Genomic DNA, 16904 nt, shown 5'->3' with positions numbered 1-16904 from the left:
CGCAGTCGATATGAGCACTCAGTATCCGCCCCGACCCGATCTCCCCTATTGGGACCCTACTAACCAAACTGGATCTGGCCGCCAAGACCAAAATGCGACAGTGAACCCATATCCTGCGGCGCAGACAACGCCGGATGGAGCGTATCGTGTCGGGGCGTCTGTGCCGTTCTCTCCTGTGGCCACACCATATGCTGCCCCGGGACAAGGTGTTCATTTCGCAGGATCACGCCCGCCGAGAGAGCATCTGGAGCCGCCTGCCCTAGTTGTCGACTCAATCTCTGTTTTTTTCGGCCCTGTCCAAGTCCTCGACAAGGTTTCTGTGGCAGTTTGGGAAAGAGAGCGGGTTTGTATCCTGGGGTCTAACGGCTCGGGTAAATCTACGACCCTCAAAGCGATTGCCGGAATCGTTCCGGTAAGAGAAGGAAAAATCGTTTTTCGCGGTTTCCCCTTACACGTCATGGACGCCGACAGGATTGTCCGCAAAGGCATAACGCTAATTCCACAAGGCCGCAAGGTCTTCTATGACCAGACGGTGGAAGCCAATCTGCTTCTGGGCGCATATTCCCGCAAAGATAAACATGGAATAAAAGCCGATTTGGAAGCGGTTTACGGCCGTTGGCCGGTGTTAGGTGAACGACGCAGGCAACTTGCAGGTAATCTTTCGGGCGGCGAACAGCAGATGCTCGCCGTCGGCAGAGCCCTCATGTCTCGGCCATCGTTTTTGATGCTCGATGAGCCATCGCTCGGACTGTCGCCTGTGGCGATTGACATGCTCTTTGACGGTCTCGATCAGTTAGCTCGAGAGGGTCTGACGATCCTCATAGTGGAGCAATTGGCAACTCACGCCCTCAGGATCGCTGAGCGTGGTTACGTCCTGGATCAAGGACGGGTGGTTGCGTGGGGGACAGTAAACGAGCTTAGGACATCGGGAGCAGTCATGGAAGCGTATCTCGGCCGCTCCAAGACTTCGTAGCCGTGAGAATTTCCTCTAGCACTATCCGAACAACTTTCGTTGAGGTGCTTGAGGTGTTTTGTTCTTCAGACCCTACAATCTCCAACAGGCCGTCTCCGGTTAAGTAATAAATTCGAGTACCATCCCGCACTGCGAATTCAATCTTTCCTTCTCGTTGAAGGGCTTTGAGGACGTCTTCAATCCGGAAATTCTGGGAATCATATCTTAGGCCAGAACGATCCTGTTCAGCAAAGGATGCTTCTATGACTTCTCCCGTTACAGGTCCTTTCCGAAGCGATTCTAAAACTCGAAGCCGAGCTTCTGCGGTGGGCGCCTGCTTGTGTCCGAAAAGTGGAATTTGAGACCTCCTTCCAAATTTCACCCTGAATTCCTAACGCATTTATCACTCGGGATGTTCGCGTCGCACGCCCTTGAGCGACAGCGTAAGAGATGCTCCGGCTCCAGGCCTTATCGATGGATAAAACTCGGGCCTCGCCTCCTCAAATCGCGCTATCTGGTCCATGAGTCTCTCCGTCATAGCGATGTCGTCCCATCCGTTTAGCAAGCGCTCCCGCACAAAATGGTCCATCTCAAAACGAACCGTTCGGACTTCAGAGCCTCCCTCATTCCAAGAAATGGTTTGGGATTCAACGTTTATGATCACCTCAGACGAAGGGTTTCGCTCAGCAACACCCACGAGTTCCTCTACGATCTCGTGTTCGACACAGACGCATACCAACCCAACTTTTGAGCAGTTGTTGAAAAAAATGTCCGCAAACGACGGAGCGATAATCGCCTCGAACCCGTGATCTTGAATTGCCCACACAGCATGCTCTCTCGACGAACCGCATCCGAAATTGGCCCCTGCGAGTAGCACCTTCGCCCCTCGATACTCTTCCCGGTTGAGAACGAAATCTGGGTTTGGCTCCCCGTTTTCAAGGTGCGCCCAATCGTAGAAAAGAAACGGTCCAAACCCAGTTCGCTCAATTCGCTTCAAAAATTGCTTTGGAATGATCTGATCGGTATCGATATCGGGCCGGTATAGAGGCGCCATACGCCCCTTAACGACAGAGATTGGCCTCATTACACGAACTCCCTCACGTCGACGAACCGCCCGGCGATGGCGGCCGCAGCAGCCATCTCAGGACCTACAAGGTGAGTCCTGCCTCCCGGCCCTTGCCTGCCTTCGAAGTTTCTGTTCGACGTGGATGCCGCTCTCTCCGCTGGAGCCAAGATATCTGGGTTCATACCCAGACACATTGAGCATCCTGCTTCTCGCCACTCGAATCCAGCCGACTTGAAGATTTCATCTATACCCTCTCTCTCGGCCTCTAGTCTCACGGAAGTCGAGCCGGGAACTACCATGGCTCTTACTCCCGGAGCTACCTTCCGTCCCTTCACAATGTTGGCCGCAGCCCGCAGATCTTCGAGACGAGCATTGGTACACGATCCAATGAAAACTCGGTCAATCTGAATGTCTGTTATCCGTGTACCCGGAGCAAGCCCCATGTATTCAAGAGCTCTCTTTGCGGCGTTGCGCTGCGAATCGTTGTCGAAGTCATCCGGATCAGGGATTCTCCCCGACACGGGGGCCGCCATCGCGGGGGTCGTTCCCCAAGTGACGTATGGTTCAAATTCGGACACTTCAATCTCGACAATCTTGTCGAAAGATGCACCGTCGTCGCTGTGTAATCCTCGCCACCTTTCAACAGCCGCCTCAAACTCGGAACCCTTCGGGGCAAATCTTCTACCCTTGATGAATTGGAACGTAGCCTCGTCTGGAGCAACGAGTCCACAACGCGCGCCCATTTCAATCGACATGTTGCATACCGTCATTCGTCCTTCCATAGAGAGCGATCGAATTGGCTCGCCTCTGTACTCGACCGCATACCCGGTTCCTCCGTCTACCCCTAGCCTGGCGATAGTACCGAGTATTAGATCTTTAGCCGTTACCCCGCTTGGAAGCTTTCCCTTGTACTCAATAGCCATTTGCTTGGGTCGAGACTGCCACAAACACTGTGTAGCTAGCACGTGCTCTACCTCGGACGTACCTATTCCAAACGCAACACAGCCAAATGCCCCGTGTGTGGAAGTGTGGCTGTCCCCGCATACTATCGTCATCCCGGGTTGAGTCAGCCCCTGCTCCGGTCCAACCACATGCACAATTCCCTGAAAAGGACTGTCAATGTCGAAAAACTCAATCGCAAATTCCTGGCAGTTTTGCCTCAAAACTTCTACCTGCCTTCTCGAGATTGGATCCTCAAGGGGAAGGTGATTGGGAGTTGTCGGGACGTTGTGATCTACCGTAGCCAGTGTGAGATCTGGACGTCGGACTTTCCGCCCCGCAATTCGCAAGCCCTCGAAAGCTTGGGGCGAGGTGACCTCGTGTATAAGGTGAAGATCGATGTACAGCAAGTCCGGACCGTCAGCCTTAGAGGCAACGACGTGCGAGTCCCAGACCTTGTCGAATAGGGTACGAGGTGCTGACAAGATGTCCTCCTAACTCTTGGCTCGCTGGTGGGGGTTGTTGGGTTCGAACCAACGGCCTCCTCCTTGTAAGGGAGGCGCTCTCCCACTGAGCTAAACCCCCTTGCGCAAGCGGCCAAACTAGCCGCGCAGAATTGCTATTGTCGGGTATATCTTTCTTATCGCATATATCGGAATCCCCGCATGGATGCGGGCACTAACTTTTCAACAAATGAAACCTACCAGAGGCATCCACCACACAGTTCGAGAAAACGACTCCGGCGCAGTCGCAAGAATCGACATTGACCGCAATCTTTGCATTGGTGCCGGAAACTGCTGCGGAATCGCGCCCGACCTTTTCTACCTCGATGGGGAGGGTAAGGCAATTCTTGCGAATAACGATTTCGGTGACGGCTCTCGAGTTCTCGAGGCTGCCTGGTCATGCCCCACCGATGCAATCTCGGTCTACTCGAAAAACGGAAACAGAATATATCCCCCGCCGGAGCGTCGCTCATATCTGAACATATAGCCAATTTTCAATTACGAGCCGCGTTCTTCTAGGTTGGATTCGTGTTTAGGTGAGATCTTCCTGCGGCCCGACAATTCAACCCATAAAATATCTCGTTCGCGATTTCACGCGCTTATTCGCTTTGCAGGGTCCTTTGGAGGTCGCCCTCGGGGCCGCTTCTTCGGGACGATCTTGCCGTTCATGAACAATTCCCCGCCCCAGACGCCCCAAGGCTCCCGGCGTGCAAGCGCTCCTTCTAGACACGGCTCCCTGTTCTCGCACATGCGGCAGATTGCCTTGGCCTGAATGATATCGGGGATCTCCTCAGAAAAGAACAAGTCCGTGAGACCACCCGCGCCATCGTCACAGAGAGACTTTCCCGCTATGAACTTCCGCTCTTCCTTCCAAGCTACTGCCATTGTTCCTCGTCGCTCTTGCCTCACTCACCTCAACAACTTCTTAGCTTTGTCCATGCCCTTCGTAAACCGTCCCTTCAACAACTGGCCTGCCTCTTTTACTGTTTTAGCTGGTCCATATTGGCCCCAAAACTAATCGAGCCGCCTTTTTCGGCGGCTCGGATCTCGGCTGACTTCTAGACCTCTAATCAGGCTTCCGTCTCCTCCAAGATCCGGGCCGGTCTCGGCATGACTCCCGCCGTAATTGCTGCTAGCCAGCCCTTGAGAGCATGGGCGTGCTCTACACCGGCCGTGCGTACGTACTCGTACACGGACATGATGTCGCACCCAACCTTATAATCTGTGAGTAAGCTGTTTGGTTCTCCTGGCGCCATTACGGCTCTGCCCTTCGACACCTGTGCAGCATTCGTCAGTCTCGAACTAAGAATTTTACACAGTTTTTTGAGGCATTGCAATACGGCGAACAAAATTAATTTGCGGTCCCCTGCTCCGCTAGAGTAGGAGCTTCGATGATATTGAGGAGTGTATAAGTGTCAGACGGCCCTCAATCGCTGTCCCGCGCTGGAGAGCTCCTTCGGCGAGTCGCCCAGATCGTTGCAGTCTTTGAGGGCACTACTCCCGAAGTCCGTGTTGGCGACAGAGACAAACTGATCTCACTAGCACACGTTGTTCCGGGAGGCCTTCCCTCTTCAATCAGCGTAATGTACTCGGAGTCCGACCCAGTATCTCTCACGGTTCCACTGGCTGGAGAAGATCTCGACTTTATCCCCTTGCAAGATATAGCGGACGTTCGTGTCGAAGAATCCCTACCGCCCGAACTCATACCGTTCGCCCGAGCTGGTCGGACGCTTTTATGTGTTCGAGCTGGGATCCCATCGGAGTCACAGGACGCCCCAGTAGTAGCCCTTTCACGGGTCGGCAACGAATGGGAAGAAGAATCCGCAGGAAAGAACCTCGAGACCTTTCTAGCTGTGCTAGTAGACGTACTAGCAAGACTCACCGCAGAGGCCCAACAAATCGCTGGCACTCGCGACCAGCAGGGAGTCACAACTACCTTGGGGATCGAAATTCCGCCATTTAAGCTTGTGGAATTAGAGACTGCTATACAAGAAATCGATGCTGAACACGCCGAATTCTGGCTCACGCTTCTTTCATAAGACTAATCATGCAACTTGTATTACTATTTTGTTCTGTAGGCGACAGATCTTAGAAATCATGGTAAACGGACCTGAAGATACAACTTTCCTTCTCTAAACCAGCTTTTCCATCGGATCGTTTTTACTACCTGATAGCCATCCAGTACTGATCCCGACAGCACATACTCCCGATCTGTATAAGGCGCAAATTCCCGTATATACCATGGAACATAAGATTTCGGGTCGAAGGCTGGGGCGTACTCTGCAGGCTGATGATCAGCGCTCCATTCGAATCCTCCATCAATCTTAGTAGCTGGAACACCACTTAGAGTCAATGACTCAAGCTCCGCCCAGGCGGTTCTTCTCTGAGCGGCCCAGTCCTGCACCCCTATCGTTGTCAGCGCCACCACCAATACACATGCCACAGCCCAGACAGTCCATTCATTTTTCAACGAGCTCAAGCGGTGCGCAATGAGAGCAAGAGCTGGCCCGAATAGCGGTATTAAATAGCGATCGTATCCGGTCCTGGCATCCTCGAATGCAAAGCCCATCACTCCATTAACAACTGCTAAGCACAACACAACTACTGCCAGGTATAAAGATGCAGTTACCGCTTCACGAGAAGATATAGCGCGAAGTCCCTGCCATGAGAAAAGTCGCTCAGACCGCTTCGCTTTCCTAGTGCGCATTGCAACCGCTACCAAGAGCACCCCAGCAGATGCCCCCACAACAGACGAGATTGCAACCAATAATCCTCCCGGCAGAAAAGGTCTGTCTCCTCCTCCAACTCCGTTTGCCGCAATTACAGATCCCCATGACATGTAGGGAAACCTCAAAGTGCCTGGAGAGGTAACTGTTGCCGCAAACCCACCAATCGCTCCCCCGACAACAGCCCCAATCACAATTCGCATTTTTCGAAAATTTCCAACCAATACACCAGCCGATAGTGGAGCTGCCACAAGAGATAAATAAAGACCCACTTGGGTTGGGTACAAAACAATCATTTTTGCCCAGACTCTTGCCGGCGCAAGCGACGCCTCATATAAGTAATGGACCGTTGAAACTGTGTCCTCGGCATATTGCGATACACCAACTAGGAAAATTCCGACAGCTACGGCACCCACAACCGCGCCTGTCCAATTTCTCTTGTTCCTACCGATGGCCAGAATCGAGTACCCGACCAGGACAGCTAAGGGGACAATCCCAATAGGACGAATGGAGGCTGCTGCGAGAGACGCTACGCTGCACCACAAAGCCGCGCTCAATGAGAGTTTTCGTAAATATCGGATGCCGAAAATAATTGCCGCCCAAAGAAAAGCTGCCGCAGGAAGGTCGCTCATTCCCGTAACCGCAAGCGGCATCGCTATAGGATTAGCAGCAGAAACAATTCCACAAACAATGGCAAACCGCTTGGGTGTCCCTACTTCGACAGCTAAAAAGTATGCAATGACACCCATTGCCACAAAAGACACTGCGCTTGCAGCTCTGAGCCACAACAACTCGTGTCCTGCTATCTTTCCCAGAGCCGCGCTTATGGCCACAGGTACAAGGTCTGGGGCGATAGCGGTGGGATCCGGCCGATAGGCACCTAAAGAGGCAAGCTGCTTAGCAGCTTTGAGATAGGCCCATTCGTCAATGACAACTGCGCGGATGCTAGGCGGAAACACCGAATACAGAGCAAGCGTAACTGCAGCCACAGCCCCACCTACCAATCCGTGCGGCCACCGTCGAAGCGCATTCATAGCTTTACTCAAGCGCTCGCTGCCAGCGAAGTGAGGACAAAGCAAACGCCACGTAGATCTGGCTGCTACTTCTTCCGCTGTGCTCATAACTGGCGTGATGCTGTCACCACTTTGCCAATCCACCGCAGTCTAAAAGCTCGATTAGCTTGGCAATCGCCACGCTAATCGAGTGTTGCCTTATTATTCAGTAATTCTTGATACTCGCCGCGTGCTTCATATACAGGTTTTTCCCCACACGGAATTTGGTTTTCGGTGAGATCACCGAGAAAAAAATCAAGATTTTCTTTGATATCATCGCTGAAGCCTATCCGTCTAATGCCACTTAAAACTTACGAAAACTGCAACGCGCACATATTGTTTTCCCGCGATCACACTAATGGTGCTGTCCGTCATTCAGGATGAGTGTTCGGTTAAGAGGCGGGAGAGCAGCCACCGTATCCTTGTGGTTGCATGTGGCCACATCGGGCTTCGAGATGCACACCTTGATCTAATGTCCCCAGGCCATATTCGAAAAATGCCGGCAAGCCTAGCGCAACGATCCACATCAGCTCTCAGACACCTCGTATAGCTTTAGCGTCGTCGCACAATTGGAATCGATGACAACTTCTCCTCAAAAATCTGATCGGAGTCGTCCAATCTGGCAAGAACGAAGTAACTAAAGAAAACTTTCAAACGATCGCTTCCCAAAAACGCCTTTCCTAGAAAGCAATCAGGGTTTTCCGGATCGGGTTGGACTAGATAATCGATGATAGCGCGCTCGGGATTCAGACGATGATTCCGAACTGAAGCAGCATAATCGATGCGGAGCGCGTTCTTCTGAGAAGGTCCCCAAACTGGATCCCACTCGGTCTTTACGACATAGAAGCCATGAGGCTTTCTCTTCTGTAAAATCCACTCTCCTTCTGGACTAAATGGGCTGACCCACAGGTTGCACCCCTCTAGCTGTCCCCCGGCTTCAGTAGTGAAGAAGCACTTGACAAACTTTTGGAACCCCAGCACCTTAGCGACCGAGGTGACGTTGAATCCCTTGAAGGCGTAGCCATTTAGAAGTTCGATGTTGGGCTTTGTTGCGGCCTTGAACAGCTCCCTCAGATCCCGCTCCTGGGATCGGCACAGTCTCTGGAAAAGTTGATCCGTATCGGAGGTCTGGGTATGCGAAGCCACTGCCATTGTCCTCTCCTGTGGTTATACTTCCTTTTGCCTCGCGCTGCCCGGTAAGAGTAGCCCAGACTGCTGGGCGGGCCTCTGAGGACTCTGATATAGCAGTATATGATGTTTGGACTGCTTAATCGGTTGGAGGAAAATAATGCCGAGACCTCTAAGAAGGCCGGAATTAGGTCTGGCCCGATCGTGGTTTGGTAACAGGCTGATCGCAGACGCGTCCGAAATCTGGGAATCTCGTTCGAATCGTCTCGCTCTTCCCGCGGCATCGGTTGCCGTCGTCATCGTTGTTTTGCTAGTAGGGAGCCCTGCTAAAGCCGGCGACTCCATTCTGTGCGATTGCTGGCAGCGAGTGCGTGCGCCAAGTTTTGCCGGAGACTATCCCATAGACCACTCGAACTCAGCAGCTGCCTTCGACGCTGCAAGAGGCCAAATTGTCACCTTCGGAGGAACGACGTTCATCTTCGCCGAGCTCGACGAAACGTGGGTTTGGGACGGCACTAATTGGACAAAGCTAAATCCTCCTACAAAGCCACCAAAACGATCCCGCGCGCAGATGGCCTACGATCCCATAAACCAAAGGATCGTGATGTTCGGTGGGTTTCAGCAAGCGGTCGGACCGCTCTACGATACGTGGGAGTGGGATGGTACTAACTGGACAATGCCCTCATCGGCCAACCCTCCGAGCCTCGGGGGTACCGCCGCACAGTCGCCATTCGCACCCGACTTCGGTACCAAGGCAGGACTGATGCTGGGGAAGATGGTCTGGGATCCCGTACGGCAAGAAATAGTTCTTTTCGGAGGCTTGACGATTGACACCACCAACTTTGAACTCGGAGGGTCTACGGAGACATGGGTGTATAAAAACGGCGAGTGGTCTAAGCGGAACCCGGTGACTCCTCTACCTCCGAGGCTAGCACCAGCTGGAGCCGCCGATGTAGGAAGATCCCAGATCATCGCCTTCGGAGGCGCACTACCCAACTTTTTCTTTACTGACCACAGCGAATCCTTTGAGGAGAAACCTCTAAAAGATCAAGAATCAGTCCTGTCGGACACCTGGTCGTGGGACGGGTCGAACTGGCATCGAGTTCCTACGCGGCACAGTCCTCCCCCCCGACTTGGTGGTGCGATGGCGGATTCGTTCAACGACACACCTGCGGTGTTGTTTGGCGGTCAGTCTGTTTCGGCCATAGACGCTGACAACAACGGTGTCCTGGAGACGATTAACGGTACTTACGGCGATCTTTGGGCGTTCATGGGCGATGACTGGCTCCAGGTTGTTGTTCCCGGCTCTCAAACCGATAAAGACAGAAAGGGGGCCGGTGCCCGCAACGAACATTTCGTCGTGTACGACTCTTCCCGCCGGGAAGTAATAGTAGCTGGCGGTTACACGCTCGGCCTTCCAGAGGAGACAACCGCTACTTGGTCCTGGACACCTCCGTTCGGGCGTCCTTTCCACGTTCGCCAGTACTTTGCAGAAGGCTTCACTGGAAGCGCAGCTGCACCTTTCGACGAGTGGATAACCCTGCTCAATACCGGTAGTTCTCCTGCTCAGGTCATGCTTCGCTATGCAAAAAGTGACGGAGGCGTGGTTGACCAGGGGCCGATTACGGTACCTCCTAACGCGAGGGGAACGATAAACGTAACTTCGTTCTTGGGATCAGGTGTCCAACACTCCACATATGTTTTATCCAACAGCGCTAATCTTTTTTCTGAACGTCCTATGTACTTCGATTATTTTTCTAAGCAAGGCGGCCACGATGGCGTTGGGGCGGCTAACTTGGCTCGTGACTATTATTTTGCCGAGGGATATACCGGGCCTGGGTTTGACACGTTTTTTACGGTGTTCAACCCTAACTGGTGGCCTATTACAGTTGACTTTAAATACTTGCTTCCCGGAGGTTCTACTACCACTAGACAGTTTCCTGTTGGAGCTCGATCCAGAGCAACCTTTTCTGCCAAAGACGTAGTTGGATCAACTGAGTTTTCGACTCATGTACATGCAAACGGAGGACTCATCCATGTCGAGCAGCCGGTTTACTTCGACTACTCTGGTATGAAAGGGGGGTCGGTAAATTCAGGCCAAATTGCGTTGAAAACTCAGGCTTATTTTGCAGAGGGATATACAGGACCCGGTTTTACAGAATACCTCACTTTAGGCAATCCTCAAACAAGTCCGGTCTCGGTAACCCTTAACTTCTTACCGGAGAGCGGCACTCCTATTACTATAGCTGACACACTACCAGCTACCTCCAGACGCACTTATAGAGTCAATGACCTGATCGGTCCCAACGTTGCTCACGGCACCGTGGTCACATCTAGTCAACCTATAATGTCTGCCCGGCCAATGTACTATGACTATTCTGGGCCAGGCGGGTGGGATGGCGGTGATGTCGGCGTAGGCATATCGCCCTCGCCATGGGCGCTGTTTGCAGAAGGATATGCATTATCTTCAGCGTCGCATCCATACATCACTATCGCAAACCCCAATTCGACGCCAGTTGCTGTAAATGTTCTGTTTCTTTTCCCATCGAATTATCCGATGCTAAAGGTGGTGACCGTTCCCGCAAATAACCGGTCTACAATCAGGGTTTTGGATCTATTCGACAACCGCGAGTTTTCCGTGTTTATAATAAGTCAGGATCCGAGCAAGTCTATAGTTGTAGAGCGGCCTCAATATTTCTCGTACAAAGGATGGAGCGACGGCTTTATATCGGCAGGATATAACGGCACTCCGCCAGCGTGAGTGCTGTACGAAACCGGTAACCGCCTTGCAATTCTCTGCGTTTGTCTCGTTTCTACTGACAGAAAGCTCGCGATCGCCCCTAAAAATCCCCGCCCGCCGGCGGAGAATAGACTGCTGGTGGTAACGGCTCGCGTTTCATTGACGCCTCAACAGCCGGTTTGATCAATCTTAAGAATTCGGCCACTCCTGGTACAGATGGCTCCGGTATCGATTCCGGCAAGACCCAGGCTGCGTCCGTATCCGCATCCAAATTGGTTTTCAGGCTAGTCGCGCTTGAAAGCATTGCCGGTAAAGCCAAAAAGTTTACTATAGTGAAATGCTTCTGCCCATCGTTACTCCTCCCCCAGAATCGCTCAGCGACGCCTGCGATTCCTATGATCTCAGCATGAATCCCGGTTTCTTCTTCGAGCTCCCGACGTGCACACTCTAAGAGAGTTTCGCCCGGCTCCGGGATCCCCCCCGGGATGCTCCAATATCCTTCAAAGGGTCGTTCGCTTCGTCGGGCGACAAGTACTCGTCCCTCCTGCACAACTACGCATCCTGCCGCAATACTTCTTTGGTCGACGATTTCGTGTGCAGGTCGCTCTAGAGCTGTTCTCACACATGCGTCGATCATAGAAGCTTCGTCCGAGTCGAGTTCTATGCACCCAAGAACCTCTTCTATCAATCCACTCATTGTTATAGCTCGCGCTTTGAGGGCATGGGCTTCGCAGAAGTTCTTCGCAGCACGGTGACCGGGAAGCACCTCAACCTCACACACCCCAGCCCCTCTAGCTCGCCCCCACTTAGCCGCGGCTGCCAGCAGGACTTCTCCCACACCTACGCCGCGGGCTTCCTCGTCGACAAAGAGGTGCCTCAGCCTGAGGCGCATGGATTTTCCGTCCAAAACCCCGCCAGGGAATGGCTCGAGACTAGCGATAGCGTATCCGACTATTACGGAATCGATGTCGCAGACAAATGTCGTAACAGGAAAACCTTCCAGAACCCCCTGAAGTACCGTGGCCTCGATTACTTTGAAGGCTTGCGATCCCCAATCCGCCTGAACGGCCCATCCGGGCTTCAAACACTCTTGCTCGGATACTGCGACACGATAAAGATCTTTGATTGCGTCGAGGTCCCTCTTCGACGCGAGGCGTATGGAGACTCTCATGCTTTTTTATGCTGAGTTTCCCGAATCACCTGAGCCTCTAGAAGCTAGCTCCTGGCAAACACGCTCAATTACGGCTGCTCGAGACTTTGTGGACTTCTCATACTCTAAAACGGCATTCAGCTCCTCCTCGGAGAGCCCTCCCAGCCTGGCAACGATTTGTTGTGCCGAAAGAGAGTCGTAGTCCGTAAGAGAAGAGGGTCGAGGTGGGAGTTTAGTCGAAGAATCGGTACTGTTAAACAAAGATTCGCTGTCGCCGCTCGCCACTTCTGTCGACAAGGGCTGCGAAACCTCTTCTTCGTTGAAGTCATCTGCGAAGGTGACTCTTAGAACCTCACCATCTGTGCTACCCGAAGTTGCATTGTCACTATTAGTGGTGTTCCCAACGCCGTTGAACCTCGCCTTCAGCACCTTGGAGGCCGCTGCTCGCTGAGCAGTTTTCAAACTGGCCAGCCCTTTTCCGCGAAGTTGATCCCTCTGACCCCCACCTTGACTCGCCTTTTCAGTACCCCCTGAAATTCGCATAATTCCTAAAAACGCGGAACCTTCCGCCTTCCCTTGGGCTTCCTGCAGTACCTGGCGACCCTTCTCTGCCACAGCACGTGCTGTCTCCGCCAAAATACTCAATGGCGGATGGTCGAACCTTGAGGTCGAGTCTTCAAGTATGCGGCGAACACGGGCTCTTCCAACAGAGCGTGCTATTTCAATTTCGTTCTCCAACGCGTTTCGAGCTCTGCGTACCTCGGTCTCCCCCCGCACTGTTCCCTCTGCCAGCAGTCGCTCTGCAGCCTCTCTGGCCAGCGAAGCCAACCCGATCGGCAAATAGAGAGCAATTTCTGCTAATGAATGTGAAAGCCTAACTTTCGACTCGGAAGCATTGCCCTCGTCCTGAGCGCTTGCCGCAAATTCAGAAGATTTCCCGGCGATGCGATCGTCTTGGCTAGAATTCGACTTAGGAGGCGTTTCTGTCATGTTGGACTCCTCGCGCAGCGCCTAGCGAGTATAGTCTTCTCATCCTGTCCCACAGAACTTCCAAACCACAACCGGCCGGCGCTAGTAGCAGCACCAAAAGGGGAAGTCTATACCGATAGTCGGGATCGAGAATAGTAACTCCTACCGCCACGGTAACACCCAAGGCTCCTAACCCAAACGCCACGACACCCCGGTGAGTAGGGGTTGCAAACACCGCTACAGCCGTCAACCCCGCTACTACCCAAAAGTACATCCCCGATAGGAGCATTCCTAGCCCCAGCCCCGGCGCAGTGGGAAGCCAGAGAAAGGCTACCTTTGTGGAAAACTTTCGTGCGAATCTAGCCGGATTTCTTTGGATCTCTGACAACGATCGTCGAATGAGATACCTGTCTGCCTCGACTTCTCCCATTCCTCCGGCTTCGTCTGGGTAGTATACGTCCTTTCCTACAGTGCCTCGACCATGCAAATCCCACAAAACCCCTTGCCAGAGCTGCCAGCCTGCTCTGGTCGAGAGCGGGATGAAGGCCTTCATTTCGATGGCATTTCTCGTTGTCCAAACAGCTATCGGAAGCGACATAGCGATAAAGAAGACCAATCCCAGCCGCACAATGCTGAGCTTAGCCCTATTGACAGAGTCCCAGGCATCCCACTTTGGCCAATATCTCCCGTTGCGAACTGTCCAAAACAATCCCCCTGATGTGAACAGAAGTGCGGGAGCGTTGAGGGGACGGGTAAGGATTGCCAAGGCAACTAAGATCCCCCCTACAGCAGCCAACAAAACAGTCTTCCAATTGCGCTTTCGCTCTGTCGCTGCGCACGCTAGGGCTGCCACTACTCCCCAGACTCCCCATATCCCGAGAGCGATACCTAAAGTGTCACTTAGTACAAATCCAGCCCAGAACGGTAGTTGCGGCGCTACGACTGAGAGAATCCCGGCAAAGAGCGGCGCTTGACCGCCGAACCAATACCTGGCGATCGAATACACGGCGCCGGCTATGCTGGCCGAAACGAGCAACTGAGCTGTAGCCAGCAGCGCCCCTGGGCGGCTCCCGGGAGCCAACGCCGCTAAAAAGGCCGGATAAACAGGGGGGTATGTTGCCGAGGGCGTTCCCCCTAGCGTCATGCCGTGGCTAGTCCAGAAGCCTCGGGACAACTCTTCGTATACAGGTGTGTCTCCGCCCGATCTAAGTGCTCCGTCAAAGTAAACAAAAAAGAAAACGAGGTGTACAACTGCAGAAGCAGCCGAGGTAAAAATCGGTCCCAAAAGCCGCTTCCAAGTGTTCCTCTCTCTTAGGCCCGACCTCTCAGTGAACTCAATCGCCGCTCTGCCTCCTACGGGTTCGCTTCCGCCAGCAGATGTTGCTCCTGGCGTATCCAATCGGCGGTCGATCACAGCTTCGCCTCGGGACGAAGCCGCTTCCGAGCGCCCAGTCCGAGGATCATGCTGGCTGCCGCTAGACCCCCAGGCGCCCAGTCGCCGAATCGCACATACGGTGTCAATGCTCCTGAAGGCTCCACGTCTGCTAACAGGACTTTCCGCTCGAAGAGTCCGGCACTTTCCAGAATAGATCCGTCGGGTCTTATCACCGCCGAGATCCCAGACAGTGCTGCGTGCACGACGAATCGCCTGGTTTCAATTGCCCGCATACGGCTAGCCGAAACGTGTTGCCGAGACAAGCTCGATGTCTCGAATGACCGGTTATTGGTCTCTACTACGATTATCTCCGACCCGGCGCGAACTCGTTCTCGTATGTAGTAAGAGAAAGTCGACTCAAAGCAGATAACCGAACCGATTCCTATCTCGCCTAGACGAAATAGTCTCCACTGGCCCGGTTCACCATCTATCGGTATCCGCTCAAGTGAGCGTATGCGAGGTTGTAACGCAGACCTCCATGGAACATACTCACCAAACGGAACAAGTTTTTCTTTGTCTGACACCATCTCGAGGCGTCCCGTGTACGAAAAAAAGTAGTTTCTGTTTACGAAGCGATCGAGACTTCCACCGAGGGGTTGACCGTTTGCGATGAGGCTAGCACCCGTTTTGGAGGTCGCTTCTCTCACGGCCCTTGCAGCCATCGATTCCCCTTCTAGTAAATGGGATCCAAGGGATGCTTCGGGCCATACAACAAGCTCGGGACGGGCTACAGCTGACTTCTCGGTCTCGGTCTTCAACCACGTCAGTAATGCACCCCGAGCTTCCTCGTCGTCGCTGAGCGGTCGATTCTCGTCATAAACCTGAACAACTGCAACGCGCAACTTCCTGCTCGAACTGTTGTCGTTCAATTCGTCGACCGAGCCGCGGCTTCCTACTTTGCTTTCGGGAAAAAACAATGGTCCTAAAGCGATGATCACACATCCCAGTGAAACCACTACAGAGGAGACAAACCCCTTGCTTCGTCCTTTTATCCTCGAAAATCCACTGCTTAGCGCTTTAGTCAATAAAGTGACAACTGCTATCCCTAGAGCAGCTGCAAGCCCCGAGACACCGGCAGACCCTACCACCACTGCTGCTCTTGACAAGGGGCCGTCTATTTGGGTATTAGACACCGTGGCAAGGCCGTATCCCCCGAGGGGAAACCTCGTTCGAAACAGCTCGGCTAGGACAATCGCAGACGGTCCCAAAAGAAGCGACTGCACTTCGCTTCGGGCAAAAGAGGCTACGACGACGCACGCCACCCAGAAAAGCGATAGAGCGGCCACGAGAGACAAATAGGCGTGCGCACCGAACAGCCTAGACCACTCGCTCGAGATTCCGAACACTGCGGCCCCGGACACCAGGCCGACTGAAATGGCTCGAAGACGAGATGCTCCTCTAACCGAGGTGTAAAGTGCCCCGATTCCTATAACGCTTCCCAGCCACCACCGCCCTCCCCACACTAGAGCGAAGCCCACAGCTGCTCCGGCGACAGCGCTTACGACTAATTTGGCAAATAGTGAATCCAGAAACCTGAACCTGAGCGATCCGTAGCTCAGGGAAGAAGACTGTATTCCTACCGACCCGAGCGCGTCTTTGAGTATGTTCCTCAGATGAGATCCAGTCTCAGATACAGTCTCTGCACAACTGGCGTCGAGAGTCGGCCAGCTGTGTCCGATGCTTTACCAAAAAACATGACTTGCATACGAACTCGTCCTCTGCAATTTCAGCTTTCTCGCCTAGCAGTACTCGCCGTGTGAGAGAGTCGTTTTCCTCTTCGTCGTCTTCTTCGCCCTCTTCTTCGTCCCCTTCTTCGCCCTCGATTTCAACTAATCCGCTTCGTTCTTTGAGAATCTCGTCAAGGGTAGGCTCTCTATCCTCGTCCTCTTCAACCTCTTCTTCTTCCTCTTCCTCTTCAACCTCTTCTTCAAGATCTTCTTTGACATCAAGGCTCTCGATATCAGCCTCTATGTCCTCGTCAATAACCTCCTCGTCAAGTTCGATATCATCGTCAAACTCAAGGTTTTCTAAATCCTCTTCTGAAAGGTCTTCTTCTATTTCCAGGTCGCCGGGCTCGCCGCCTTCGGGATCAACGTCCTCACGTGCGTCCCCGAGATCATCATCAAAATTGGATGCTGCGGACTTCCTTGAACGCGCCACTAAACTTCCTCCTCCAAGGCGACTTCAGCTCCAGTAGTCCCAATGATTGACAAACATTCTTGGAACCAAAGAGGACGTCTACCA

At 53.1% G+C, this 16904-nt stretch carries 16 protein-coding genes and 1 tRNA gene; 4 read left to right on the top strand and 13 right to left on the bottom strand.

The window, feature by feature from the left end:
- Window positions 1–10: 10 nt before the first annotated feature.
- On the top strand, window positions 11–973 hold the full coding sequence (gene livF / locus C4318_02215) for a branched-chain amino acid ABC transporter ATP-binding protein (protein ID MER3453959.1): 963 nt from the start codon (window positions 11–13) through the stop codon (window positions 971–973).
- Here the strand turns inward: livF and C4318_02210 are convergent.
- The 4 genes from C4318_02210 to C4318_02195 form a co-directional block, all read right to left on the bottom strand.
- A complete protein-coding gene (locus tag C4318_02210; GenBank protein ID MER3453958.1) occupies window positions 936–1334 on the bottom strand; it encodes a hypothetical protein in 399 nt (132 codons plus the stop codon). The genes livF and C4318_02210 overlap by 38 nt on opposite strands.
- A 21-nt stretch (window positions 1335–1355) precedes the next feature.
- Window positions 1356–2036: a 3-isopropylmalate dehydratase small subunit gene (leuD, locus tag C4318_02205; GenBank protein ID MER3453957.1), complete on the bottom strand. Its 681-nt coding sequence runs from the start codon at window positions 2034–2036 to the stop codon at window positions 1356–1358.
- Window positions 2036–3442: a 3-isopropylmalate dehydratase large subunit gene (gene leuC / locus C4318_02200; protein MER3453956.1), complete on the bottom strand. Its 1407-nt coding sequence runs from the start codon at window positions 3440–3442 to the stop codon at window positions 2036–2038. The genes leuD and leuC overlap by 1 nt, the downstream gene beginning before the upstream one ends.
- 25 nt (window positions 3443–3467) lie before the next feature.
- Window positions 3468–3542: transfer RNA gene (locus C4318_02195), tRNA-Val, on the bottom strand.
- A 108-nt stretch (window positions 3543–3650) separates the two neighbouring features.
- Between C4318_02195 and C4318_02190 the strand changes: the two genes are divergently transcribed.
- Complete coding sequence (locus C4318_02190; protein ID MER3453955.1) at window positions 3651–3947, top strand: hypothetical protein; 297 nt, start codon at window positions 3651–3653, stop codon at window positions 3945–3947.
- A 104-nt stretch (window positions 3948–4051) separates the two neighbouring features.
- Here C4318_02190 and C4318_02185 read toward each other — a convergent pair whose 3' ends face one another.
- Entirely contained in the window at window positions 4052–4345 is a 294-nt protein-coding gene (locus C4318_02185; protein MER3453954.1) for a hypothetical protein, read from the bottom strand.
- A 185-nt stretch (window positions 4346–4530) separates the two neighbouring features.
- Complete coding sequence (locus C4318_02180; protein ID MER3453953.1) at window positions 4531–4809, bottom strand: hypothetical protein; 279 nt, start codon at window positions 4807–4809, stop codon at window positions 4531–4533.
- Window positions 4810–4872: 63 nt separating this feature from the next.
- On the opposite strand from C4318_02180, the gene C4318_02175 reads away from it, so the two are divergent.
- Window positions 4873–5499, top strand: coding sequence for a hypothetical protein (locus C4318_02175; protein MER3453952.1), 627 nt, complete (start codon window positions 4873–4875; stop codon window positions 5497–5499).
- A gap of 56 nt (window positions 5500–5555) precedes the next feature.
- Here the strand turns inward: C4318_02175 and C4318_02170 are convergent, their stop codons facing one another.
- Both C4318_02170 and C4318_02165 read right to left on the bottom strand, forming a co-directional pair.
- Window positions 5556–7307: a hypothetical protein gene (locus C4318_02170; GenBank protein MER3453951.1), complete on the bottom strand. Its 1752-nt coding sequence runs from the start codon at window positions 7305–7307 to the stop codon at window positions 5556–5558.
- 483 nt (window positions 7308–7790) lie between these two features.
- Window positions 7791–8390 (bottom strand): hypothetical protein, encoded by a 600-nt coding sequence (locus C4318_02165; protein ID MER3453950.1) that lies wholly within the window; start codon window positions 8388–8390, stop codon window positions 7791–7793.
- A 136-nt stretch (window positions 8391–8526) separates the two neighbouring features.
- On the opposite strand from C4318_02165, the gene C4318_02160 reads away from it, so the two are divergent.
- On the top strand, window positions 8527–11127 hold the full coding sequence (locus C4318_02160) for a hypothetical protein (GenBank protein MER3453949.1): 2601 nt from the start codon (window positions 8527–8529) through the stop codon (window positions 11125–11127).
- Between the two features lie 79 nt (window positions 11128–11206).
- On the opposite strand, the gene C4318_02155 is transcribed toward C4318_02160, so the two are convergent.
- From C4318_02155 to C4318_02135, 5 genes are read right to left on the bottom strand one after another with little or no spacing between them, the layout of a single operon-like run.
- Window positions 11207–12277, bottom strand: coding sequence for a hypothetical protein (locus tag C4318_02155; GenBank protein ID MER3453948.1), 1071 nt, complete (start codon window positions 12275–12277; stop codon window positions 11207–11209).
- 6 nt (window positions 12278–12283) lie between these two features.
- Window positions 12284–13246: a hypothetical protein gene (locus C4318_02150; protein MER3453947.1), complete on the bottom strand. Its 963-nt coding sequence runs from the start codon at window positions 13244–13246 to the stop codon at window positions 12284–12286.
- On the bottom strand, window positions 13227–14639 hold the full coding sequence (locus C4318_02145; protein MER3453946.1) for a hypothetical protein: 1413 nt from the start codon (window positions 14637–14639) through the stop codon (window positions 13227–13229). The genes C4318_02150 and C4318_02145 overlap by 20 nt, the downstream gene beginning before the upstream one ends.
- Window positions 14636–16339, bottom strand: a complete 1704-nt coding sequence (lnt, locus tag C4318_02140) for an apolipoprotein N-acyltransferase (protein MER3453945.1) — start codon at window positions 16337–16339, stop codon at window positions 14636–14638. Before lnt ends, C4318_02145 begins: the two co-directional genes overlap by 4 nt.
- The gene (locus tag C4318_02135; GenBank protein ID MER3453944.1) at window positions 16287–16619 is read right to left on the bottom strand and encodes a dUTPase; all 333 of its coding nucleotides are present in this window, start codon (window positions 16617–16619) and stop codon (window positions 16287–16289) included. Before C4318_02135 ends, lnt begins: the two co-directional genes overlap by 53 nt.
- Window positions 16620–16904 lie beyond the last annotated feature (285 nt).

This window comes from Acidimicrobiia bacterium, from assembly GCA_040289475.1.
GTDB lineage: Bacteria > Actinomycetota > Acidimicrobiia > ATN3 > PSLF01 > PSLF01.
The sequence above is the reverse complement of the archived record's forward strand: the minus strand, read 5'-3'. Positions and strand labels throughout refer to the sequence as shown.